Below are 23714 nucleotides of genomic sequence, written 5' to 3'. Positions count from 1 at the left end.
ACCAGCAGGGAAAGGCGAGATGAATAAAGCTCTTATCTTCGGAGCGCTGTTGCTGTTGACGGGATGCAGCACGCTCAATACCACCTTTAATCGCCCCTATGCGGAGCCGGAATCGGCCCCGGCTGCCGAGCCGCCGCCTGAGCCGTTATCGCAGACTCGCGCCGAGGCCGGTGAGGTACAGGTGACGGCAATGCTGGGAATGACGCCGCAGCGGCAGATGCGGTTGCAGTTGGCGTCGTCGGCCCCGGAACAGTGGGTAATGCTCATAGACGTGGATTTACCCGGGCTCAGTGACACCTGCCCGCTGGAGAGGAACCTGGCTCGCGGGCTGACCCATTGGTTGCAGCAGCAACTGGGCGATGGTGCCAGCCTGGTACTGAGCCAACAGCAGCGCAGCGGCGAACGCACGCTGCTGGCCCGGGCTCGTCTCGATGGCCGGGATCTCGGCCCGCTGCTGGTCGTGGAAGGGCTGGCTCTGCCCTTGGGTAGCGGCCGCTGGTGCCCGCCGCCGTCCCCCTAGGCCCACAACAGCCGGAACTGGAACTCGTTGTCCTGTTGAAGGCCTCAATCTGGCGGCGATGATGACGGTTTCGATGGCGGCGGCAGTCAGGGTCAGCAGGGTGACCGGTGCGAGGGGATGGTCAGGGTTTCCGTCCCCTGAGTTAAGGTTGAGCTCGGCCTGGGGGGAAACCTTAATAAGGTTTCATTGAGTTATCACATGTTGGTCCCGGTGTGCCAGGCTGGTAGCGGCCGCCGATTATAGGGTGGATTATTATTACGGAGGGGCTGGAGAGGGTGGTGAATTATCCCAGCAATACAGTGGTTAACCATTATGAGAATAAAAAGGGTATGCTGAGTTTGGCCGAAAAAAACAAATTGGCCGGCATTTTATAATTGCAGATAATTAGATTTACTCTTGGTTAAGAAACGGAAAAAGTTGTTAATGAGAGCGGTGAGTTTCTATTTCTATTACTGCGGCTAAATGTGTGGAGCTGTGCTCGTGGCCGCCTCCGCCAGATTGAGATCAACCGCATGTTGCTGTGGTTCAGCTGTGTGAGGTGGCATGGATTCTGTCTTGAAAGAGCGTCAGGCGGCGGATTACGCGGCTTGGGATTGTTGCCTTTCGGATGCTGGATTTCGCCAGTGAGGGCGAATTGTCGTTATTGAATGTGCGGGCCTTCAAAATTTTCGTTACTGGCTTTCATTAAACGTGGTGTAGCTAACATTCGGTTTCAGTTTAGAGGCGTACAGTTGCTTTAGATTCAAAAATTAAGGAGTTCTAGTATATGGAGCAGGAAGCCAAGTCAGGGCTTAACTCGAGCCATTGGGCTTCGCCTGTGCATGCGCGTTTCCGACAACGGGACCAGGCACTGCTGAGATTGGGAGAAAGCCTGGTTAAAGAACAGGGCATTGTTTCATTTCGATTCTCCGAATTGGCACCCCGCGCGGGATGCAGTGCCGGCACTCTGTATAAACATTTCAACTGCAAAGAGGATTTGCTGGTGGCGATCTTCGCCAAGCACGTTGAGTTGTTAACAGAGCGTCAGCCCGAACTGATGAGCGCAGACCTTAACCATGCCGAGCGTTGGCTGGCGATGCACCTTTACGGTGCCATGGCCGTCAAACAAACCAGCTGGACCCTGGGGTTCAATGCGCTGGCGGGTGCGCACGGCATCGTCGATAAGGTCAGTGACTATCGACTGCAGGAGATGCAGATGTTCGTTGAGCAAGCCTGCTCGACGGCGAAACGGGTAGTGGAAGCGGCGCGAATTGAAGGGCAGTTGGTGTCTGACGATTCGGAAATCGAGGTGGCCCATGCCACCATGGTGGCCTGTCAGCGCGGCGCGACGACCATGATCAACAATCCAATGATCGCCAAGAATCTGAATTTCGAAGAGATGGCGAAGCTGTATCAGAGCCTGGCGCTGATCACCAACACCTTGAACTGGCGAGTCGGTTTGACCAGCGAGTCCTGTGAGCGGGTCATCAAGGCGGTGGAGGAGCAGTTATTGGCTCTGGAACAGGAGCATGAACTGGCCGCAGCCTTTTAAGCGGCGTGGCGGCCACTGCGATTGAGGTTCGCCGCAAATTCCGGTCGACTGGCCAGCAGGCGTTCCCGCTGCTGGTCGCTCAACTGCCCTTCCGGTAACCGCAGTACTTTGCGGGTCAACTTGGTGCGTGCCGCCGCGGTGATCTTCAGTGGCGCAACCGGCCCTTCAATGGCGTACTCTTCTACTGCACCCGCCCGGGTGAGAATTCCAGACTCAATCAACTCGTTGACACCGTGATGGTTCAGCGGCATGGCAATGCTGCCTTTGCCCTGTAGCACGAATTCGCGCAGGATGGCTCGCTCGGTGTTATCGAGGGTGAGGATCTTATCCGCCACTTTCTGTCGAACCTGCCCCTGATAACGCTGGTTGAGCATCTGGCCAAACACCAGCCTCAGCCCCAGAGTCGCCAGGTAGGCGGCGCTGGCGACGGCGGTCAGACCGATCCAGGAGGCGTAGCTGTTGATCCACTGCTGCAGGAACAGCGACTGGGCCAGCTTCAGAGGTAACCACAACAGGGCGCAACTGGTGATCAGCAGCCACAAGGCCAGCGTGTGGCTTGAGGCGAACCGGGTTGGCGAGTGAAGCAGGGTGTTGCGGCTTCCCATGTCAGGGTCCTCGTGTCGAAATTTTGGCGGTGTGGATCGATGCCAGTGTAAAGCAATTCCGGTGCCAGCTGAAAACTGCAACACCGGAATTGAGGCCTGCCTGCGGGTCTAGCCGGTAATGGCGTCGATTTTCAGATGGTTGCCATCATTGCTGACCTTGGATGGGCCATATTCCCGATCGGTGGTCAGGCTCTGCAGGCCGATCTCCATCTCCACTTGAGGAAACAGGCTGTGGCTGGCGCTGATGCTGACCCGGGAGAAGAAGGACTCAATCCGCTCTTCGGTTTCCGCCAGCAGCAGTTGGACCTCACTGAGTTTGGCGCTGTTCTGTTGCTGGGCCAGGGTAAACTGTTGCACCAGCTTTTGACGTGCCTCGTCGCTTTTGTCGTTGGCCATGGTGGCTTTGTTGACTGCCTGCCTGAGTTTGTAGCTCTGGGCCAGCAGCGTTTGCTCGCGCTGCTGATACTCTTTGGCAGTCTGGCGCAGGCGGCTGATGCCGGCACCGGCGCGGACGCTGCTTTGTGTGGCTGCCCGGGAGCCGAGGTTGATGGTGCTGAGTGAGTGAACCACGATGGCGCGCCCGCCCACCAGGTCGCCCTTTTTGCCATTGGCAACACCGACGGTGAGGTTATCCCCGCATTGGGTATGGCAATGAATCAACTGGGTCTGCACATGGATGTCGCCCGCTGATTTGAGGCTGGCGTACTGGGCGAAGCTGACGTGAATCTGCCCCTGGGCTTCCAGGGTGGTGGTCAGCGACTCATCCGGGCGCTGGCGGCCGATGACGCCTTTGGCGACGATGATGTCGCCGCCGGCCTTGAGGGTGGCGTTGTCGACAAAGCCATTGACGGTGATGTCGCCGCCGGCGGTCACCTCCATATCTTCTTCAATGTTGCCCTGAATAACAATGGCGCCATGGTACTGGATGTGGCCGGTGCCGATGTCGACGTTTTTCAGAGTCAGCACTTCGACAATCTCCAGCCCGTCTTTGGTCTCTTTGGGCTGACCGTCGGTGGTGGCCAGCAGCAGGTTGTGATCCTGCTTGGCGGTGATGGTACCCTTGCCGGCTTTGAGTTTGCGATCTTTGCCGGACTTGGCTTTGAGTACTTCACCGATGACGTTGTAACCGTCGATGCCGGGGCTGGGGGCGTGTTTGCGCATCACCTCGTCGCCGGCGCTGACGGTGATGATCTCGCCCAGGTCACGCATGTTGACCTTGCCGTTGTCCAGCACCTTGGGCTTGAGCAGTCGTTCCCGGGACAGCTTGACCAACCGTTCTAGCTTGGCGTCGTTACCATGAACCGGGGGTTTGCCTTTGGCGATGGTCGCACTGACGCTTTCACCGGGGATACCGCGGTCGGCTTTTGCCAGCAGGGTGTTGATGTTGTTACTGAGCAGGCCATTTTTGATCGCCAGGCGCTGCAGCTCCTGCACCAGTTCGGCGAAGCCGATTTTGCTGCCGCCCTGGGGGCTGGTAAGGGTGGCGGTAACCTGCATCTTGTCGGTGGACAGGCTCAACTGGCAGCTGCCGTCAATCTGCTGGGCTATGGGGATTCTCTGGGACTGCCCTTTGTTGGCGCCTTTGGCCTGATGCTTGAGCATTTGCAGCGCTTTGCGCACGTCGAGTTCCAGAAACGCGAAGTCGCGATACTGGGATGAGTGGTGCAGCTGCTGCAATTCATGCAACTCAACCAGTGCGTGGCGTTCTGGTATCAGGTCCACGCAAAGCAGTTGATGCTCATGATCAAAATAGAGTAAATCGGTTCCTATCATCGCGCCGGTACTTATGATTATTTGGCGAGTCTAGGGAGTATACCGGATTGAATTAAAACGGAAATAGCAAAAAGCCCCGACCAAAAGGTCAGGGCTCTGAAATTTGGTGCAGATGGAGAGACTTGAACTCTCACGTCCTTGCGGACACTAGCACCTGAAGCTAGCGCGTCTACCAATTCCGCCACATCTGCGTATTACATTTTTTGCTCGCTGTCAGAGAACATAGCTGAACTCTCACGGGTTGCGATACCAGAGTCAAACTCCGGTGGGTCTATCATACCACTCAAAAAAGAGTGGTGCAGAAAGAGAGACTTGAACTCTCACGTCCTTTCGGACACTAGCACCTGAAGCTAGCGCGTCTACCAATTCCGCCACTTCTGCATCGTGACATCAATGAGTGGTGCAGATGGAGAGACTTGAACTCTCACGTCCTTGCGGACACTAGCACCTGAAGCTAGCGCGTCTACCAATTCCGCCACATCTGCTCTGCATTTACTCATTGGTACGGGGGCGCATTATAGAGAGATTCCGTTGGCCGTCAACACCAATATTCAAATCATTTTCCGTTCGGCCAAAATTTAAGCTTAAACTCTGCGATCCGCATAGATTTTGAACTTTTTGTCCTGGGCAATGATGTTGACCCGGCCAAAGGCGGCCTGCAGCGCATCGCCATAGGGAAGGTGATGGTTGGCGACAAACACCAGCTGACCACCGGGTTTCAGATGCCTGCGGGCGTGGGCAATGAAATGCTCGGCGGTGGCAAAGGTCTGTTTGCCGGCGTGATGGAACGGTGGGTTGGACACAATCAGGTCGAATTCACCCTCAATGTCACTGAAGCCATCGGACGGATAGACCCTGGCGTCGAGGTTGCTGGCGGCCAGAGTGGCTTTACTGCAAGCCAGTGCAAAGGCATTGATGTCCACCATCTCCACTTCGGTCTGTGGGGCCCGCTGCTTGATCAGTGCGCCGATGACTCCGGCACCGCAGCCAAAGTCCAGTACCCGGCCGGCCAATGGTGGCAGATGTTGCAGTAGCAGTTTGGTTCCGGCGTCCAGCTCGCCCTGGCTGAAGACGCCGGGCAGGGCACACAGAGGCAACTGGCCTAGGTGGGTGTCGATGACCCGGGGGTGGTCGCTGACCAACCTTGGCGCGTCAACGGGCTGACTTAAGCCGGCTATCATCTGGCAGTGGGCGCCGCTGGCAAATTTACTCACCTGATCGAAATGCACCGACATCGCTTTGGTGGCACTTTTGATGCCCCCCTTGTTATCGCCAACCAGGTAGGTGGGGGTATTGGCAGGCAACACGCTGGCCAGCCATTGCATGAGATGAGCGGCCAGGGCCTTAGCCTGGGGCAACACCAGGATGGCGGCGTCGAGCCGGCTTAGATCGCCCAGTTGCGGTTGGCAGCCAAAATGCAGCGGCGTGACATGCAGCTGACTCAGGTGGCGCTGCACCAGGTAGTCGTGGCTGCAGGCGATGACTTCGATGCCCTCGCTGTTCAGCTCCGGGATCAGGCCATCGGCCATGGGGTTTAGGATCAACAGTCGGCGGCCGAGATCGTCGGCGTATTTACGGATTAAACGGCTGGGGTTGGTCAGAGTCATGGTAGGGCGTCCAAAAAGCGATGGCGGCAGTATACCAACCCCGGCCTTCCCTTGACCAACTTTCCCCGGATGGATCCATCCGGTGTTAAAGCCCAGCTGTTCTACACTTGAAGTGACTTGGACGTTTTCAATTGCAGGTACAGTTATGGAACAGCGAAAAAGCCTGCGAGCTGGGCTGGGAATGGGTCTACTTTTTCCGGGGGGATGCTGATGGCACCACTCCCCTTGCCTTTTGTCAGCTTGCGCTGGAAATTTGTGATGGCCTTGATGGTCATGATGGTGGTGCTCAGTGTTTTTCTCGGTCATCTGGCGTTGCAGCGCTTTGACCGTCAGATGAACGTCATGCTGGTGCAGCGGGCGGATTTTTTAAAGCAGGATTATGAGGAAACCCTGAGCATCATCGAGCGCCGGCTTGGGGTGGTGGCTCAGGAGCTGGTGCAGTTGCTGAATGGCGCCAAGGGGCAGTCGGTGGACGGGACGCTGCGCACCGAGTGGCGCGAACTGAAACCGCTATGGGGGCTTGCGGGACTGTCACTGTATGACATGGATCTGAATCTGGTGGCTCGGGTTGGCAGCCATCCCCTGCCCATCGACGGCTGGTTGGGAGGCATCGAGTCGTCGGATCAGCACCTGGGCCGGCAACGCTGTCGTCAGAGTTGCGTGCTGGATGTGGCTTTTCCTGTGGTGCTTAATGGCCAGCTGCATCTGCTGGTGCTGGTGACGCCGCTGGATGAGGTGCTGACCATCATCAATGAGCATCATGGCTCGGAGATGGCGATTTTGGGCCAGGCCCGGCCCAGTAACCTCAACCCCTGGGGTCGATCCATCCTGAGTCTGACCAATCGCGATGACAACTACCCCAGGTTGCTGGCGGCGTCCGGTCAACTGGAGTTTGAACAGCTGCTGCAAGGGCCGAAGGCGGTGGCACTGAGTGATCAGTACTGGAGTTTTGTGGTGTGGCCGCTGGATCCGTTTCACAGCCTGCTGCTGTTCTCCGACGTCAGTGAACTGGAGCAGGGGCAGCAGGCTTACCTGAGGGATCTGGCCGGGTTGGTGTTTATCTGTATCGTCGTGGCCGGGCTGGTAGGCGGGGTGCTGTTCTGGCGGCCATTAAGCCGGATTCAGCAGCTGCAGAAGTTGCTGCCACTGCTGCCAAGCCGGGAGTTTACCCAGGTCAAGGCGCAGTTGAAGCGATCGCATATCGGCTTCCCTGACGAGGTGGATCAGTTGGAGCAGGCGGCCGAGGACGCCGCCAATCAGCTGGAGCAGCTGCACGAAGAGGTGGATCGTTATACCCACGAGCTGGAACGGTTGGCAATGATGGATACCCTTACCGGCCTGCCCAATCGCACCATGATGCACCACGAGCTGAGCAAGTCCCTCAGTAGCCTGGGGCGTACCGACGACAAGATCGCCCTGCTGTTTCTGGATCTGGATGAGTTTAAGCGCATCAACGACACTCTGGGTCATGATGTCGGTGACGAGTTGCTCAAGACCGTGGCCAACCGGCTGAAGAAGAGCGTTCGCTCCATGGATACCGTCTGTCGCCTCGGCGGTGATGAGTTCACCATCATCATTCGAGGTTTGGGAGAGGGTACCAACATCCACCGCATTATCCATCAGATCTTTGTCTCCCTGCAGCAGCCGGTGCAGTTGGGGCGTCACACCCTGATTGTGACCACCAGCATCGGAGTGGTGTTCTGTGATAACCCGATGCTGAGACCGGAAGAGCTTCTAAAGCGGGCGGATCTGGCCATGTACCAGGCCAAACAGGCGGGTCGCTCTAATTACCGGGTGTTCGATGAGCAGATGCTGGAGTTGGCCAGCCGTAAGCTGATGCTGGAAGCAGACCTTCGAGTGGCGCTGGAGGAGGGGCAGATTGCCATCAGCCTGCAACCCATATTGTCCATCAAAGATCAGCGGGTGGTAGGGTTCGAGTCACTGGTGCGCTGGTACCACCCCAGCCGAGGCTTGTTGATGCCGTCGGAGTTCATCAATGATCTTGAGGGTAGCAGCGAGATTCTGGCCCTCAGCGACTGGGTCATTCAAAAAAGCATGCAGCTGATGTTGAAGCTGAGCAAGCTGTCGGGAAATCAGCAGTTCTACATCGCGGTGAATCTGTCGCCGCACCAGTATTTGCATGCCAGCCTGGGCCATCGCATCGAGCAGTTGTTGAATGAGCTGCAGGTGCCTGCGAACCGGTTGCTGCTGGAGCTTACTGAGGAGAGTCTGATTAAGAACCTGGATCAGGCTCTGAGCACCATGGAGCGTCTCAAGGGGATGGGAGTCAAAATTGCCATCGACGACTTTGGTACCGGCTACTCGTCGCTGAGCTACCTGAAGCAGTTACCGTTCGACATTCTAAAAATCGATCGCAGCTTTGTCCGTGACCTGGACAGTTCTGATGTCGACCGCAACATCGTCAGTTCGGTGATTGATCTGGCCCATAACTTGCGCCGTACGGTCATTGCCGAAGGGGTGGAAAGTCATGACCAGTTGCAGTACCTGATCAAGTCCGGCTGTGATCATGCCCAGGGTTATCTGTTCTCGCCGGCGCTGGATGAGCAGCAGGTGGTGGAGTTGATTCGGCAGATAGGACCGCAGATGGAGTGGGCCAACATCGAGTCGTTGCAAGCCGTGTTTCATCCCCTCAGTGGTAACCGTGGCTGAGTCCAGCCAAGCCAACAAAGATACAGGCCGCCGAAGGGCGGCCTGTGTGCGTTAGGCTGGGGATTAAGCCTGAGCCAGGCGGGCTTCGATGGCGTCGTACAACATGGCGGTGATGTCCACCTCGAACGCGGCTTCAATTTCGCGAATGCAGGTGGGACTGGTGACGTTGACCTCGGTGACCTTGTCGCCGATGACGTCCAGGCCGACGAAGATCAGGCCGCGACGCTTCAACTCCGGGCCGATGGCGCGGGCGATGGCCCAGTCGCTGTCGGACAGGGGCCGGGCTTCACCGCGGCCGCCGGCCGCCAGGTTACCCCGAGTCTCGCCACCCTGGGGGATACGGGCCAGGCAATAGGGCACAGGTTCGCCGTCGATGATCAGGATGCGCTTGTCACCATCCTTAATCTGGGGCAGGTAGTTCTGCACCATGGTGTAGCTGCTGCCGTGGGCGGTGAGGGTCTCGATGATCACCCCCATGTTGTCTCCCCCCGGCTTGATGCGGAAGATGGACGCCCCCCCCATGCCATCCAGCGGCTTGATGATGATGTCCTGATGCTTGGCGTGGAAGCGGCGGATGCGCTCGGCGCTGCGGGTCACCAGGGTGTCGGCGGTGAACTCGCTGAACCAGGCGGTGAACAGCTTTTCGTTACAGTCCCGCAGGCTCTGGGGCTTGTTGACGATCAGGGTGCCGAGCTCTTCGGCCCGCTCCAGCATGTAGGTGGCGTAGATGTATTCGGTGTCAAACGGCGGGTCTTTGCGCATCAGTATCACGTCCAGATCCGCCAGGGGACGCTCCACCCCTTCACCCAGATCGAAGTGGTTGCCCTGCTCGTTGCGTACGGTCAGGGGGTGCATGCTGGCCATGGCCTGACCCTGTTCCATATAGAGATCACTCATCTCCATGTAGTGCAGCTCATAGCCGCGTTGCTGGGCGGCCATCAGCATGGCAAAGCTGCTGTCTTTTTTAATGTTAATGGACTCGATGGGGTCCATTACGATGCCGAGTTTGATCACGGGTTTCTCCTTTTAGCCCAGATCGCCGAAGCGGGTTTGCAGGGCGGTAATGGCGGTCAGGGAAGCGGTTTCGGTACGCAGTACCCTGGGCCCCAACAGTATGTCGACAAAGTCGTGTTCGCGGGCGGCGGCAATTTCGTCGCTGCTCAGGCCGCCTTCGGGGCCGATCAGCAGCCGTGCCCGGGTCATGGGCTGGGGCAGAGTCTGTATGCTGTAATCGGCCCTGGGGTGCAGATTCAGCTTGGTGGCTTCGGTGGCTTCCTGCATCCACTGCTGAAGCTTCATTACCGGTCGCACCAGCGGCACGCTGTTGCGGCCACATTGCTCACAGGCACTGATGGCAATCTTCTGCCACTGGGCCAGCTTCTTATCCAGCCGATCCCCCTGCAGCTTGACGCCGCAGCGCTCTGACCACAATGGGGTGATGGTGTTGACGCCCAGCTCCACCGACTTCTGAATGGTGAACTCCATCTTGTCGCCGCGGGAGATCACCTGGCCCAGGTGCAGGTTCAGTGGCGATTCGCGGCTGATCTCCTGTTGCGTCAGCAGTTCCACCAGCACCTGTTTTTTGCCGCTGTCGCGAATGATGGCGTCGAACTGGCTGCCGTCGCCGTTAAACAGCTCCAGCGCCTGGCCGGCCTGCATTCGCAGTACCCGGCCAACATGATTGGCACCGTCGGCGTCCAGTGCCACGGTGGTGCCGGCCGTCAGGGGGCCGGGCTGATAGATTCTTGGGACTCGCATGAGGCTCCGTTTATTGACATTGCTGGGCCACGAAGGGGTTGGGCCAGCCTTGCAGCTGGCTCACCTGCCGATGTCGCTGGCACTCCAGTTCGGTAACCGGATAGAGGCGGTTCCAGCTTTGCATTAACTGTAACTGAGATCGGGATAGCTTAACCTGATATTGCTGCTGCATATAGAGGTAAGTGCGGGCGATGGCGCCACGGGCGCGATCGGGCGGCTGCACCTGTTTGGTTTTGAAGTCCACCACCATCTGGCATTGGCCGTATTGGTAGGGAGTCTGCCCCATGTCGCTGAAGCGGTAGTTGGAGCGGTCGCCGTTGACCTCACCAATGGCCGGCACCAGGTTGTGCAGATCCGCTTCCATCCGCTTAAACGTCGGATCTTTACGGCAGTGTTTTCGACCTCCCTGCTGCCAGCACTGCAACTGGTGACCAAAGGCCCAGGCGGGCATCACGTGTTCCCATTCGATTCGCTGTGCCCTGGGCGCCTGTTTGCGCACCTGATAGCCGCAACTGGCCAGGGTAGGGGTCAGCTTTTTACCGGTCTGTTGATAGTCGCAACCGCAATAGAAGGTCTGGGCGGGCAGGTTGGCATAGAGGGTCACCAGTTGTTTTTTTGCGGCCCGAAAGCTGCTGGGCGCGGCCAGGGCTGTGTGGCTGATCAACAGCAAAAGGATCAGTTTTTTCATTACTTTTTTTCTTATACGAGCAGGAGTCGGCGATGGTAATCCGTTGGCGCCGGCGGAGCAATGATCAGGCGGGTATCAGGGCCTGGCCGCAGCGGCGGCATTGATAGTTGGCCTGGCCCCGCTGCACCTTGTTGTGGCGCCTCAGGGTCAGTGGGTGGGTCTGGCAGTCACAGCGGTAGGCAAAGGTGGCCGGGCCCACGGAGCTGACGTCGAAACTGTGTCGGGTGCGGGGCGGGCAGTCAAACACCTCGGCCATCATCCGCTGCCATTCCCTGCCATGGGGCCGAACCCTGCCATGCAGTTGCCACACCAACAGATGCGCCACCTCGTGGGGGACCACTTCGTCGACAAAGGCCTGGGGGTTCTCCTGCAACAGCACAGGGTTAAAGCGCAGACGGTTGTCCGCCAGATGGGCGGCGCCGGCGCTCATCCCCCGCAGGGTGAAGCCGATCTGCGGATAGGGAAAACGGCGGCCGAGGCGGGCTTCGGCCCGGCGGTAGCACCACTGCAGTCTGGCTTCCACCGCCTGAGTCAGCGCTTCCATCACACCTGCTCTTCCAGTTCGGTGCCGCAGTGGTTGCAGAATAGTGCATCGGTGTCATGGCCGCTGCGATCGCAGTTTTCACAGCGGCGCAGATCCCGGTGCAGGTTCATCTCCTGGCTGATCTGGGCGGTAAAGATGCCGGTGGGCACTGCGATGACCGAATAGCCGATGATCATGGTCACCGAGGCGACGAACTGCCCCAGGGGGGTCTGCGGGCTGATGTCGCCATAGCCGACGGTGGTGATGGTGACAATGGCCCAGTACACCCCCTTAGGAATGCTGGTAAAGCCACTGGCCGGGCCCTCGAGCGCGTACATGATGGAACCCATGATGCAGGCCAGCAGCAACACGAAGGTGAAAAAGACGGTGATCTTTCTCAGCGAGGCCTTGATGGAGCGCCACAGCATGTTGGCTTCCGCCAGGTAGCGAATCGCCTTGATGATTCGAAACACCCGCATCACCCGCAGCAGCCTCAGCACCAGCAGATACTGGCTGCCGGGCAGCAGCAGTTGCAGGTAGCTGGGCAGAATCGCCAGCAGATCGATGATGCCGTAGAAGCTCTTGGCGTAGTGGCCGGGCTTGGGAGAGGCCCACAGGCGTAGCAGATACTCGAACGAGAACAGTAGGGTGAACCCCCACTCGGCATAGCGGAACCATTGGCTCCACTGGGCATTGAGGGCGTCGATGGAGTCGAGCATCACCACTACCACACTGAGAATGATGGTCAGCAGCAGTGCCAGGTCGAAGCGCTTGCCTGCGAGGGTGTCGGTGCCAAAGATGACGTCGAAGACTCGCTCTTTTAAGCTGTTGTATTGCATGGAACAGACGGTCTCTCAGTTAAAGGGCTGCCAGGGCCTGGGTCAGCATCGCCTCAATCTGGCGGACGATGGCGGTTTCCGTTTCCCGGTCGTACTGGGCGATGCGCGGCGTATGGATGTGACCGACCCGTGCGGGGCTGCCCAGTTGGTTGGCCAGCAACACGGCACGGTAGCTGATCTCGTTAGAGAGGTAGCCGCCGCCGGAGCCGGATACCGAGGTCTGGCCATCCAGTTGCGCCAGGGAGTCCGGTTGCCATTGGCCTTTCTCCAGGGTGGTGATGTGACGGTTGTCGTTGATGGCCCAGGGGCCGTCTGCCCTTTGCATGGCGGTGACGGGCAAGGAGAACTCCACAAACTCCGGCCCGTTCAGCGGTTGGCCCAGCAGCCGTGGTGGCAGCGGTGCGGTTTTGGTGGCGCCGGTCAGGAGGTTGCGGTTGCCCGGCGCTTCGGCGCTGCGATTGCGACCGGGGAAGCGCTCCAGATCGAAATCGTCCCGGCCCATGGAGATGGTGGCCACCATGTCGACGCTGTGGTCGCGCAGGTAGGGGGTCAGCAGGGACTCAATCATGCCCTGATCGAAGTCGTCGAACCGCACCGGAATCATTGCCGCCTGAACCTGTGCCTTACGGCCGTTGAGGATCAGGGTGCGACCATCCAGTGCCAGTGCCGCCAGGCCGGAGGGGTTGGATTGATTCAGGTGGCGGTCGAGGAAAAAGGGGTCGAAGCCGGTCACCAGGATGCGCATCTGGACATCGTTGTCGAAGTGGATGTCGTTGAACCCTCGGGAGCTGCGCTCAAAGCCGTCGACGGCCGCTTGCCTGTCGGCCTTGCTGGCGTTGAACCCCGGTGCCAGCTGCTTAAGATCCCGCCGCAGTTGCAACCGGCTCCAGTACAGGGGGCGGTCATCCATTCTTCCGGATTGCACCTGTGCCACCGCCTGGCGCCACAACCGCTGGCCGGAGTCGGCCGCCGCCTGGCTCAGGCTGGCGTCGTCCCGGCTGTTGCGATGCTGTACCACACCGGCGTCGTAACTGGTGGCCAGTGGCGTCAGCAGTTCGGGCAGCTGTTGCGCCACATCGGCAACCCGTTGCTCCTCTACATCCAGGGGTAGGGCAGACAAGGGCAGGCTGATGCAGAGGGTCAGCAGGGTGGTAAACAGGCGCATCGGGGGGGGACTCCGTGTCGGGGTGATAACTGAACAGTAAGGGTATCCTAGTTTGCTCTGAAAACGAAAAAGCCCCGGCCGAGGCCGGGGCTTGCTGTTCGCAGGGCCGGATTACAGGCCGGCGTCGGCGCGCAGGGCTTCCGCTTTATCGGTTTGCTCCCAAGGGAACTCGACGCGGCCGAAGTGGCCGTAGGCGGCGGTTGGCGCGTAGATAGGACGCTCCAGCTTCAGCATCTCGATCAGGCCGTAAGGGCGCAGGTCGAAATGACGGCGGACCAGTTCGATCAGCTTCTCTTCCGGCAGTTTGCCGGTGCCGAAGGTTTCGATGCTGATGGAGGTTGGCTCGGCCACACCGATGGCGTAGGAGACCTGAATCTCACAACGGTCAGCCAGACCCGCTGCAACGATATTCTTGGCCACGTAGCGAGTGGCGTAAGCCGCAGAGCGGTCAACCTTGGATGGATCTTTACCGGAGAAGGCACCGCCACCGTGACGGGCCATGCCGCCGTAGGTGTCAACGATGATCTTACGGCCAGTCAGACCACAGTCACCCATAGGGCCACCGATAACGAAACGGCCGGTTGGGTTGATGTGGAACTTGGTGTCTTTGGTGATCCACTCAGTCGGCAGAACGGGCTTGATGATGGTGTCCATCACGCCGTCACGCAGATCGTCGGTGGAGACGCTGTCGCAGTGCTGAGTCGACAGCACCACGGCATCAATGCCAGCAATGGTGCCATCGGCGTTGTAGGCGAAGGTGACCTGAGACTTGGCATCCGGACGCAACCAAGGCAGGGTGCCGTTCTTGCGAACTTCGGCCTGGCGCTTAACCAGACGGTGAGAGTAGGTGATAGGCGCAGGCATCAGTACGTCAGTTTCGTTGCTGGCGTAACCGAACATCAGGCCCTGGTCACCGGCACCCTGCTCACGTGGGTCAGCTCTATCAACACCTTGGTTGATGTCCGGGGACTGCTTGCCGATGGCAGACAGCACGGCACAGGAGTTGGCGTCAAAGCCCATGTCGGAGTGGATGTAGCCGATGTCACGGACGGTCTGACGGGTAACTTCTTCGATATCGACCCAAGCAGAAGTGGTGATCTCGCCACCCACCATCACCATGCCGGTTTTGACGTAGGTTTCGCAAGCAACGCGAGCTTTGGGATCCTGGGCCAGGATCGCATCCAGTACGGCATCAGAGATCTGATCCGCAATTTTATCCGGATGGCCTTCTGATACTGACTCAGACGTAAATAGGTGACGTGCCATGGCAATCAACTCTCAAATTAGAAACAGGGGGCAGATGCTGGAAAGTGACGCTGCGAAACCTCTGTTTCAAGGTCGCAACATTAGACGCATCTACATCTAGACGGCTATTTTATGTGTTTGGATTTCAAAATCCAGTGAAGTACAGCATATTTTTTGCCGAATCTTGGCCGGTTTGTCAGTTTAACTTGCCAGTAGTGCCCAATTGGCCGGGGTTGCGACCGGGTTGATTGGGGTAAAACCGGCGCGGAAAAAATTGCTTCTCAGGGTATGGTGCAAATGGAAAAATGGGAGTATAAAGCGCTCAGTGGCAACTGCCCCAACACTTACGATTAACTGACTGAGGTTTTATGGTTCTCGTGGCATAAGCCGCTCAACCCTGATTGGCGTTGAAGCGGCACCCCGTAGGATAGGAATACATCTATGATCACCTCCCTTCTTTTAGGGCCTGTTCCGGCCCGGTCGCGACCCTTTGCCTCCGTCATATCTACACTGTATTTGTCTCTGTGCCCCGATGTGGGAGCATGGATGTTATCTGGTTCGGAGAGAGCGACATGAGTGACACCCAATATCTGGAGACCCTGTACCCGGGGTATGGCCAACAGTTTGCTATGGACACCGTGTTGTTCCGTGCCCCCACCGAGCATCAGGAGCTGATCATTTTTGATAATGAACGCTTTGGCCGGGTGATGGCGCTGGACGGCATCATTCAGACCACCGAAGCCGATGAGTTTATCTATCACGAGATGCTGACCCATGTGCCGATTCTGGCCCATGGTAGTGCCAAGAGGGTGCTGATCATCGGTGGCGGCGACGGCGGCATGCTGCGGGAAGTGATCAAGCACCAGGCGGTGGAGCGGGTGGTGCAGGTGGAGATCGATCACACGGTGATCGAGATGTGCAAGCAGCACCTGCCCAACCACAGCCAGGGTGCTTTTGACGATCCACGGGTGGAGATCGTCATCGACGACGGCAAGGCGTTCGTGCTGGGGTGCCAGGAGCAGTTCGATGTAATCATCTCCGATTGCACCGATCCCATCGGTCCCGGCGAGGCACTGTTTGAGTCTGACTTCTATAAAGGCTGTAAGCAGTGCTTGACCGAAGGCGGCATCTTTGTGGCTCAGAACGGTGTGCCCTTTATGCAGCAGGGCGAAGCCGAGACCACCTATCAGCGCCTGGCGCCCTATTTTGCGGATCGCCACTTCTATGTGGCGGCGGTGCCCACCTACATCGGTGGTGCCATGAGTTTCGCCTGGGCCAGCGACAATGCCGCTGCCCGGCAGGTGGATGTTGCGCTTCTGAGCCAGCGATTTGCGGCGGCGAAGCTCGATACCCGTTACTACAACCCGGCCATTCATGTCGGCAGCTTTGCACTGCCACAATACCTGGTCGACCGTCTGGCTAAAGTCAGTTAGTTGGAGAGCGCCCGTGAGCTGGAGCGTCCAAGATGCGCAGCATCTTTATAATGTGCCCTACTGGGGACGTGGTTATTTTCAGATAAACGACGACGGGCAGGTTGAGGTGCGCCCCAACCCCGCCGATCCCGAGAGTAAGGTGTCTCTGACCCGATTGGCGGAGCAGTTGGCGACGGAGCGTGGTGCCCAGTTGCCGATGCTGGTGCGCTTTCCGCAGATTCTGCACTCTCAGGTGCAGGGGCTGTGCAGCGCCTTTACCACTGCCATCGAGGATTATGGCTACCAGGGTCATTATCTGGCGGTGTACCCCATCAAGGTCAACCAGCAGCGCACCGTGGTGCAGGAGTTGCTGGTCGGCGGTGGCCAGTCCCTGGGGCTGGAAGCCGGTTCCAAACCGGAACTGCTGGCGGTGTTGGCGATGGCCCAGGACAGCGCGCAGGTGATCGTCTGTAACGGTTACAAGGATCGTGAGTACGTGCGCCTGGCACTGCGCGGACAGCAGCTGGGTTACCAGGTGTTCCTGGTGATCGAGAAGATGTCGGAGCTGAAGCTGGTGCTGGAGGAGGCCCGCGAGCTGGGTGTCACTCCGCTGCTGGGGGTACGCGCCCGCCTGGCCTCCCAGGGCAAGGGCAAGTGGCAGGCCTCCGGCGGTGAAAAGTCCAAGTTCGGCCTGTCGGCGGCTCAGATTCTGAAGCTGGTGGATACCCTGCGTGACGCCAACCGCCTCGACTGCCTGCAACTGCTGCACTTTCATCTTGGCTCCCAGATCGCCAGCATTCGCGACATTCAGAAAGGGCTGACCGAGTGCGGCCGCTTCTATATGGAGCTGCGCAAGCTGGGGGCGCCGATCACCACGGTGGACGTGGGCGGCGGCCTCGGGGTGGATTACGAAGGGACCCGCAGCCAGAGCAACTGTTCGGTGAACTACTCGCTGCAGGAGTACGCCAACAACGTGGTGTACGCCATCGGCGACGTCTGCCGTCAGTACCATCTGCCGCACCCCAGGCTGATCTCCGAGTCTGGCCGGGCCATGACCGCCCACCACGCGGTACTGATTGCCGATGTGATCGGGGTTGAGGCCTATGAGCCTGAGTCTTTACCGGCGCCGGGAACCGGTGCACCGCTGGTGCTGAAAAATATGTGGCAGACCCTGCAGGATGTGCGTGAGCACACCGATGCCCGGGCCCTGGGGGAGATCTACCACGACACGGTGAACGATCTGGCGGACGTGCACGCCAAGTACAACTACGGGCTGCTGGACCTGTCTCAGCGGGCGTGGGCGGAACAGGTGCATCTGCAGGTGTGTTATCAGGTGTCGCGGGAGTTGTCGCCCAAGAACCGCTCCCACCGGCCGATCATCGACGAGCTCAACGAGAAGCTGGCGGACAAGTTTTTTGTCAACTTCTCCCTGTTCCAGTCGCTGCCGGATGCCTGGGGCATCGATCAGGTGTTTCCGGTGCTGCCGCTGTCGGGGCTGGACACCAAGCCGGATCGGCGGGCGGTGATTCTGGACATCACCTGTGATTCCGATGGCACCATCGATCAGTACGTGGACGGCCAGGGGATTGAAACCACCCTGCCGATGCCCACCTGGAGTGCCGAGCACCCGTATCATGTGGCGTTTTTCATGGTCGGGGCCTACCAGGAGATCCTGGGGGACATGCACAACCTGTTTGCCGATACCGACGTGGTGGACATCAAGCTGGATGAGCAGGGCAATGCCGAGGTGGTGGAGTATCTGCAGGGTACTCAGGTCAACGAGGTGCTGGAGTACGTCAACCTGGATCCCCAGTGGATGCTGACCCGGTATCAGCAGCGACTGGAGCAGTGCCAGCTTACCGAGGGCGTGCGTGAGCAGGCACTGCAGGAGCTGGAACAGGGCCTGATTGGCTATACCTATCTGGAATCCTGAGTGAATTTACTCCGGTGACTCGCTGAAATAGCACTATAAACGGCCGAAAGGCCGTTTTTTTATGGGAATGATTTGCTAAGGCAGTCACAAATGGCGAAAATATGCCCCCAGAATTACAGAGCATAACCACCTAGATATAAGTTGGAGCCAAGATGTCATCTCGTAAAGAGCTAGCTAATGCTATCCGTGCCCTCTCCATGGATGCTGTACAGAAAGCCAATTCCGGCCACCCCGGTGCCCCTATGGGGATGGCAGACATTGCCGAAGTACTTTGGCGTGATTTTCTGAAGCACAATCCAGGCAACCCTGAATGGGCCGATCGCGACCGCTTCGTGCTGTCCAATGGCCATGGCTCCATGCTGCTGTACTCTCTGCTGAACCTCAGCGGTTACGATCTGTCCATCGACGATCTGAAAAATTTCCGTCAGCTGCACTCCAAGACTCCGGGTCACCCTGAGTACGGTTATGCCCCTGGCGTTGAGACCACCACCGGCCCGTTGGGTCAGGGCATCACCAATGGCGTGGGCATGGCCCTGGCCGAAAAGGTGCTGGCGTCGCAGTTTAACCGCGCCGGTCACGACATCGTTGATCACAACACCTACGTGTTTATGGGCGACGGCTGCCTGATGGAAGGGATCTCCCACGAAGCCTGCTCTTTGGCTGGTACCCTGAAGCTGGGTAAGCTGGTGGCATTCTGGGATGACAACGGCATCTCCATCGACGGTGAAGTGGAAGGCTGGTTTACCGACGATACCGCCGCCCGTTTCGAAGCGTACGGCTGGCATGTGATTCGTGACGTCGACGGTCACAACCCGGAGCAGATCAAGACCGCCATCGAAGCGGCGCAAGCGGAAAGCGATAAGCCGACCCTGATCTGCACCCGCACCATCATCGGTTTTGGTTCGCCGAATAAATCCGGTTCTCACGATTGCCACGGTGCCCCCCTGGGCGACGCCGAGATCGCTGCGGCCCGTGAATTTTTGAACTGGCCGCACGCGCCGTTCGAGATTCCGGCCGAGATCAAGCAAGCCTGGGATGCCAACGAAGTGGGCAGCGCCCGTGAGTCCGATTGGAACAGCCGCTTCGACGCCTACGCCGCCGCTCACCCAGAGTTGGCTGCCGAGCTGAAGCGCCGTCTGGCCGGCGACATGCCCGCCGACTGGGATGCCAAGGTCGCCGAGTACATCGCCGATCTGCAGGCCAACTCCACCAAAGTGGCGACCCGTAAAGCGTCTCAGAACTGCCTGAATGCCTTCGGTCCGATGCTGCCTGAGTTCCTGGGTGGTTCTGCCGACCTGGCGCCGTCCAACCTGACCATCTGGAGCGGCTCTAAGTCCATCACTCCCGATGACGCCTCCGGCAACTACGTTCACTACGGTGTGCGTGAGTTCGGCATGAGCGCCATTATGAATGGTGTCACCCTGCACGGTGGCTTCAAGCCTTACGGCGCCACCTTCCTGATGTTCATGGAGTACGCCCGTAACGCGGTGCGTATGGCGGCACTGATGAAGCAGCCTTCCATCTTTGTGTACACCCACGACTCCATCGGTCTGGGTGAAGATGGCCCGACTCACCAGCCGGTTGAGCAGATCGCTTCCATGCGTCTGACCCCGAACCTGAGCACCTGGCGTCCTTGCGACTCCGTCGAGTCGGCCTACGCCTGGAAGCACGCCGCCGAGCGTAAAGATGGCCCGACGGCCTTGGTGTTCTCCCGTCAGGGACTGGCGCCGATGGCACGCGATGCCGAGCAGTTGGCCAATGTGGCCAAGGGTGGCTACGTGCTCAAGGACAGCGCGGGTACGCCTGAGCTGATTCTGATTGCCACCGGTTCCGAAGTGGAGCTGGCGATGAATGCCGCCGCCGAACTGGAAGCTCAGGGCAAAGCGGTACGGGTGGTGTCTCTGCCTGCCACCGACGTGTTCGAAGCCCAAAGCGCCGAATACAAAGAGTCGGTACTGCCTGCGGCGGTGACCAAGCGGGTCGCCGTTGAAGCCGGCATCGCCGACTACTGGTACAAGTACGTTGGCCTGAACGGCAAGGTTGTGGGCATGACCACCTTCGGTGAGTCGGCGCCTGCGGATCAGCTGTTTGAGATGTTTGGCTTTACCGTCGCCAATGTGGTCGAGGTGGCCAACTCGCTGTAACGGCGAGCGTCAGCAAAGAAAAAACCGGCCTCGGCCGGTTTTTTTGTGTCTGGTTGTCGGTGCTGCCCTTAGCCGGGACGGTTGCCGATGCGCAGGGTGGTGTCGTCCACAAAGAACAGCGCCTGCTGGCGACGCTTGCCGATCACCAGCGCCGCTTCGTCGGCAAACAGGAAGCACTTCCAGTTGCGACGGAACACTCGCCAGTTGGTTTCCACCACGTGGTCGCTGCCGTAACAGATCCATACCACGGTATTGGGATCCCACTCCAACTGCTCACCGACCGCCTCGGGCAGGGCACTGTCGTCGGCCTCGAAGGCGTGGTCCCACCGGGTCTCGGTGGTCCAGGTGTTCTGGTTTTTGGCCCAGTCGCCTTTTCTCAGGTCGGTGCAGTGGTTGCCGTTCTTGCTGATTTGCGCCTGCCAGAGCTCGTCGGCTGCCCTGGGGGTGAGGGGCTTGATCTGGTCCATATCCACGGGATCCACACCCATGTCGTCGCGTTTAAAAACCCATAGGTAGGGGTAGAGGCTGAAGTCGCTGTATTTCATCTTGGGGTTCCGCAAATCTAATCCCGCTAACTTTACCAGATGGGCTACTCTTATTCAGCAAACATGAAATTCAATGTCCTCTACAAATTTGGCTTGTTTTGTAATTTAATTTCACAAAATCATGCTCTATGTCACAAAATCCGTCCGCTTGTCGGTGTAACTTTAAGCATCACTTGTAAGGGAGCAACGAAACATGGCAACTAAGAAAGAAATTGGTGCACTAAAAAAATTGGTGCGCGCCAGCAACTTTCTGTCTGTAGCACAAATTTACCTGAAGCAGAACGTTCTGCTTCAACGTGACCTGCAACACGATGACATTAAGCCTCGTCTGTTGGGCCACTGGGGTACCTGTCCGGGCATCGCGTTTGTTTACGCCCACATCAACCGCCTTATCTGTAAACACAACCGCCCATTCCTGTATCTGGTCGGCCCCGGCCACGGCTTCCCTGCCGTTCAAGCCAACCTGTTTATCGAAGGTTCTCTGTCTCACTTCTATCCTGACACCATCCCGTACAAAGAAGCGGGCATGAAACAGATTTGTGAGAAGTTCTCCGCCGCTTACGGCTACCCATCCCACGCCAACCCTGAAGCCCCCGGCCAGATTCTGGAAGGTGGTGAGCTGGGTTACTCACTGGCCGTTGGCTACGGTGCGGCTCTGGATAACCCAGACCTGATCAACGTGGTTCTGGTGGGTGACGGTGAGTCCGAAACCGGCCCATTGGCTGCGTCCTGGTACGCCAACCGCCTGATCGATCCTAAGAACTCCGGTGCGGTGCTGCCGATTCTGCACATCAACGGCTACAAAATCTCCGGTCCTACCCGTCTGGGTCGTATGGACGACGATGAGATTCGCATGGAGTTCACCGGTCTGGGCTACGAAGTGCTGTTCGTCGACGATGAGAAAGAGCAGGACGTGTACGAGCAGATGGCTGACGCCATGGATCGTGCCTACGAAATCATCACCGACATTCAGACCCGCGCCCGCAACGGTGAAGACGTGTGCAAGCCGCGCTGGCCTGTTATCGCCATGCGTACTGCCAAAGGCTGGACCGGTACCAAAGAAGCCGATGGCAAAAAGCTGGAAGGCAACTGCGACTCTCACCAGGTAATCATCAACAACTGTGCCAAAGACCCTAAGCATCTGAGCATGCTGAATGAGTGGATGGCCAGCTACGGCTTCGACGAGCTGTACAGCATCGGTGAAGATGGCAGCCTCAAGTTTGACGCTGAAATCGAAGGCCTGATCCCACGTGAAGATCTGCGTATCGGTCGTCAGATTCTGTCTTACGGCGGCGAAGTGGTTCGTCCGCTGAACAAGCCGGACCTGAAAGCCCTGAGCTACGGCTCCGAGACCCCTCGTGGTCAGCGTGGCGTCTCCATGAACAAGATGGGCGAGTGGATGCGTGATGCATTCCGTCTCAACGCCGAGCAGAAGAACCTGCGTATCTTCTCCCCCGATGAGACCTACTCCAACCAGCTGCAGGCGGTATTCGAAGAAACCAGCCGTGCCTGGCAGTGGCCTATCAAAGAGTGGGATCAGGACATGAGCCGCGACGGCCGTGTAATGGAACTGCTGTCCGAGAACCTGCTGTTCGGTATGTTGCACGGTTACACCGTGACCGGTCGTCACGGCATGTTCCCGACCTACGAAGCGTTCGCACAGGTGGTTTCCTCCATGTGTGACCAGTACTGTAAGTACGTCTACGCGTCTCAGGGTGTGCCGTTCCGTAAGCCGGTACCGGCGTGCAACGTGGTACTGTCTTCACTGCTGGAGCGTCAGGATCACAACGGTTATTCTCACCAGAACCCGTCCCTGCTGGGCGCGATGCTGGAGAAGCATCCGACCATCATCTCCGCGTACCTGCCTGCCGACGGCAACAGCACCCTGTGCTACACCGAGAAGGCATTTGACGATCGCGATAAGTTGAACGTGATTGTGGCCGGTAAGAAAGATCTGCCTCAGTGGCTGACTCTGGACGAAGCCAAGAAGCAGTGCGACGAAGGCATCATGACCTGGGACTTCGCCTCTGACGACAACCCGGATGTGGTTCTGGCTTCCTGTGGTGACTACGTGACCCAGGAGTGTATGGCTGCTCTGGTTATCACGCGTGAGCTGCTGCCAACCCTGAAGATTCGCTTCGTGAACATCTCCGAGCTGACTTCTGACGGTATCGGTAGCCTCAAGTACGGTCAGAACCCGACCCTGCTGGATGAGTACTTCACCGCCGATAAGGGCGTGGTCATCAACTACCACGGCTACCCGAACACCATCCACAAGCTGCTGTTCAACTACCCTGGTATTCAGCGTTGCCGCGTTAAGGGCTACGTGGAAGAAGGCTCAACCACCACTCCATTCGATATGGGTGTTCGTAACGGTACTTCCCGTTACCACCTGGTGATCGACATGGCGTACAAGGCCTTCCAGCAGGGCGTGATCACCGATGCTCAACACGTCGAGATCACTACCGACATGCTGCAGCGTCTGGTTGACCATCGAAACTACATCAAAGAGTTCGGTGTGGATCCTAAGGAAATCACCGATTGGGTTTGGTCTCGCTAATCCCGGTTTGATGCACAGAGAGGGCCCCAGGGCCCTCTTTTTTTATTTTCGCTGCACTACCTTTTTGTTTCTTTATTACGAAATTGATGGCTGACGATGAGACTGGTGACCCGTTGTGGTCAATTGGTGTTATTGGCTTTCATTTGGCTGGGGTAAACTGGTGCCAGGTTTCTTGATTCGGGGCCGGATTGTGGCG

The 23714-nt window shown here is 58.2% G+C and carries 18 protein-coding genes and 3 tRNA genes; 7 read left to right on the top strand and 14 right to left on the bottom strand.

The genetic code is table 11. The features are described from left to right. Positions 1 to 19: 19 nt before the first annotated feature. Both BLT77_RS10410 and BLT77_RS10405 read left to right on the top strand, forming a co-directional pair. Complete coding sequence (locus BLT77_RS10410; RefSeq protein WP_090365206.1) at positions 20 to 520, top strand: hypothetical protein; 501 nt, start codon at positions 20 to 22, stop codon at positions 518 to 520. Positions 521 to 1286: 766 nt separating this feature from the next. Then, positions 1287 to 2051: a TetR/AcrR family transcriptional regulator gene (locus BLT77_RS10405; RefSeq protein WP_090365205.1), complete on the top strand. Its 765-nt coding sequence runs from the start codon at positions 1287 to 1289 to the stop codon at positions 2049 to 2051. On the opposite strand, the gene BLT77_RS10400 is transcribed toward BLT77_RS10405, so the two are convergent. From BLT77_RS10400 to BLT77_RS10375, 6 genes are all read right to left on the bottom strand, one after another. After that, a complete protein-coding gene (locus tag BLT77_RS10400) occupies positions 2048 to 2656 on the bottom strand; it encodes a superinfection exclusion B family protein (RefSeq protein WP_090365204.1) in 609 nt (202 codons plus the stop codon). The two genes, BLT77_RS10405 and BLT77_RS10400, sit on opposite strands and share 4 nt — an antisense overlap. Positions 2657 to 2764: 108 nt before the next feature. Then, positions 2765 to 4429 carry a flagellar assembly protein A gene (locus BLT77_RS10395; protein WP_090365203.1) on the bottom strand — a complete coding sequence of 555 codons (1665 nt, stop codon included), beginning with the start codon at positions 4427 to 4429 and terminating at the stop codon, positions 2765 to 2767. Between the two features lie 104 nt (positions 4430 to 4533). Beyond that, positions 4534 to 4620: transfer RNA gene (locus tag BLT77_RS10390), tRNA-Leu, on the bottom strand. A gap of 103 nt (positions 4621 to 4723) precedes the next feature. Then, positions 4724 to 4810, bottom strand: a tRNA-Leu gene (locus tag BLT77_RS10385). Between the two features lie 17 nt (positions 4811 to 4827). Beyond that, positions 4828 to 4914: transfer RNA gene (locus tag BLT77_RS10380), tRNA-Leu, on the bottom strand. Between the two features lie 99 nt (positions 4915 to 5013). Continuing rightward, complete coding sequence (locus BLT77_RS10375) at positions 5014 to 6036, bottom strand: methyltransferase (RefSeq protein WP_176819272.1); 1023 nt, start codon at positions 6034 to 6036, stop codon at positions 5014 to 5016. Positions 6037 to 6294: 258 nt separating this feature from the next. Here BLT77_RS10375 and BLT77_RS10370 point away from each other — a divergent pair, with 258 nt between their 5' ends. Beyond that, on the top strand, positions 6295 to 8706 hold the full coding sequence (locus BLT77_RS10370) for a putative bifunctional diguanylate cyclase/phosphodiesterase (protein WP_176819271.1): 2412 nt from the start codon (positions 6295 to 6297) through the stop codon (positions 8704 to 8706). Between the two features lie 63 nt (positions 8707 to 8769). Here BLT77_RS10370 and gshB read toward each other — a convergent pair whose 3' ends face one another. The 7 genes from gshB to metK all read right to left on the bottom strand — a co-directional run bounded on the left by gshB (position 8770) and on the right by metK (position 14945). Next, on the bottom strand, positions 8770 to 9720 hold the full coding sequence (gene gshB, locus BLT77_RS10365) for a glutathione synthase (RefSeq protein ID WP_090365200.1): 951 nt from the start codon (positions 9718 to 9720) through the stop codon (positions 8770 to 8772). Positions 9721 to 9732: 12 nt separating this feature from the next. After that, positions 9733 to 10464, bottom strand: coding sequence for a 16S rRNA (uracil(1498)-N(3))-methyltransferase (gene rsmE, locus BLT77_RS10360; protein ID WP_090365199.1), 732 nt, complete (start codon positions 10462 to 10464; stop codon positions 9733 to 9735). A gap of 10 nt (positions 10465 to 10474) precedes the next feature. Beyond that, positions 10475 to 11152: an endonuclease gene (locus BLT77_RS10355; protein WP_090365198.1), complete on the bottom strand. Its 678-nt coding sequence runs from the start codon at positions 11150 to 11152 to the stop codon at positions 10475 to 10477. A gap of 64 nt (positions 11153 to 11216) precedes the next feature. Continuing rightward, entirely contained in the window at positions 11217 to 11696 is a 480-nt protein-coding gene (locus BLT77_RS10350) for a SprT family zinc-dependent metalloprotease (RefSeq protein WP_090365197.1), read from the bottom strand. Next, positions 11696 to 12514 (bottom strand): ion transporter, encoded by an 819-nt coding sequence (locus BLT77_RS10345; RefSeq protein WP_090365196.1) that lies wholly within the window; start codon positions 12512 to 12514, stop codon positions 11696 to 11698. The genes BLT77_RS10350 and BLT77_RS10345 overlap by 1 nt, the downstream gene beginning before the upstream one ends. A 19-nt stretch (positions 12515 to 12533) precedes the next feature. After that, positions 12534 to 13679 carry a hypothetical protein gene (locus BLT77_RS10340; RefSeq protein ID WP_090365195.1) on the bottom strand — a complete coding sequence of 382 codons (1146 nt, stop codon included), beginning with the start codon at positions 13677 to 13679 and terminating at the stop codon, positions 12534 to 12536. 111 nt (positions 13680 to 13790) lie between these two features. Continuing rightward, on the bottom strand, positions 13791 to 14945 hold the full coding sequence (gene metK / locus BLT77_RS10335) for a methionine adenosyltransferase (RefSeq protein WP_090365194.1): 1155 nt from the start codon (positions 14943 to 14945) through the stop codon (positions 13791 to 13793). A gap of 551 nt (positions 14946 to 15496) precedes the next feature. Here metK and speE point away from each other — a divergent pair. From speE to tkt, 3 genes are all read left to right on the top strand, one after another. Then, positions 15497 to 16357 (top strand): polyamine aminopropyltransferase, encoded by an 861-nt coding sequence (gene speE, locus BLT77_RS10330; RefSeq protein WP_090365193.1) that lies wholly within the window; start codon positions 15497 to 15499, stop codon positions 16355 to 16357. Between the two features lie 13 nt (positions 16358 to 16370). Next, positions 16371 to 18269 carry a biosynthetic arginine decarboxylase gene (gene speA / locus BLT77_RS10325; protein WP_245709919.1) on the top strand — a complete coding sequence of 633 codons (1899 nt, stop codon included), beginning with the start codon at positions 16371 to 16373 and terminating at the stop codon, positions 18267 to 18269. A 152-nt stretch (positions 18270 to 18421) separates the two neighbouring features. Further along, positions 18422 to 20413, top strand: coding sequence for a transketolase (tkt, locus tag BLT77_RS10320; protein ID WP_090365191.1), 1992 nt, complete (start codon positions 18422 to 18424; stop codon positions 20411 to 20413). A gap of 68 nt (positions 20414 to 20481) precedes the next feature. Here the strand turns inward: tkt and BLT77_RS10315 are convergent, their stop codons facing one another. Continuing rightward, a complete protein-coding gene (locus BLT77_RS10315; RefSeq protein WP_090365190.1) occupies positions 20482 to 20958 on the bottom strand; it encodes a DUF2947 family protein in 477 nt (158 codons plus the stop codon). 193 nt (positions 20959 to 21151) lie between these two features. On the opposite strand from BLT77_RS10315, the gene BLT77_RS10310 reads away from it, so the two are divergent. After that, positions 21152 to 23518: a phosphoketolase family protein gene (locus tag BLT77_RS10310; RefSeq protein WP_090365189.1), complete on the top strand. Its 2367-nt coding sequence runs from the start codon at positions 21152 to 21154 to the stop codon at positions 23516 to 23518. Positions 23519 to 23714 lie beyond the last annotated feature (196 nt).

The organism is Ferrimonas sediminum, assembly GCF_900100175.1.
GTDB classification, from domain to species: domain Bacteria; phylum Pseudomonadota; class Gammaproteobacteria; order Enterobacterales; family Shewanellaceae; genus Ferrimonas; species Ferrimonas sediminum.
Note: the sequence above shows the minus strand (reverse complement) of the source record. Positions and strands in the feature narration are given on the sequence as shown.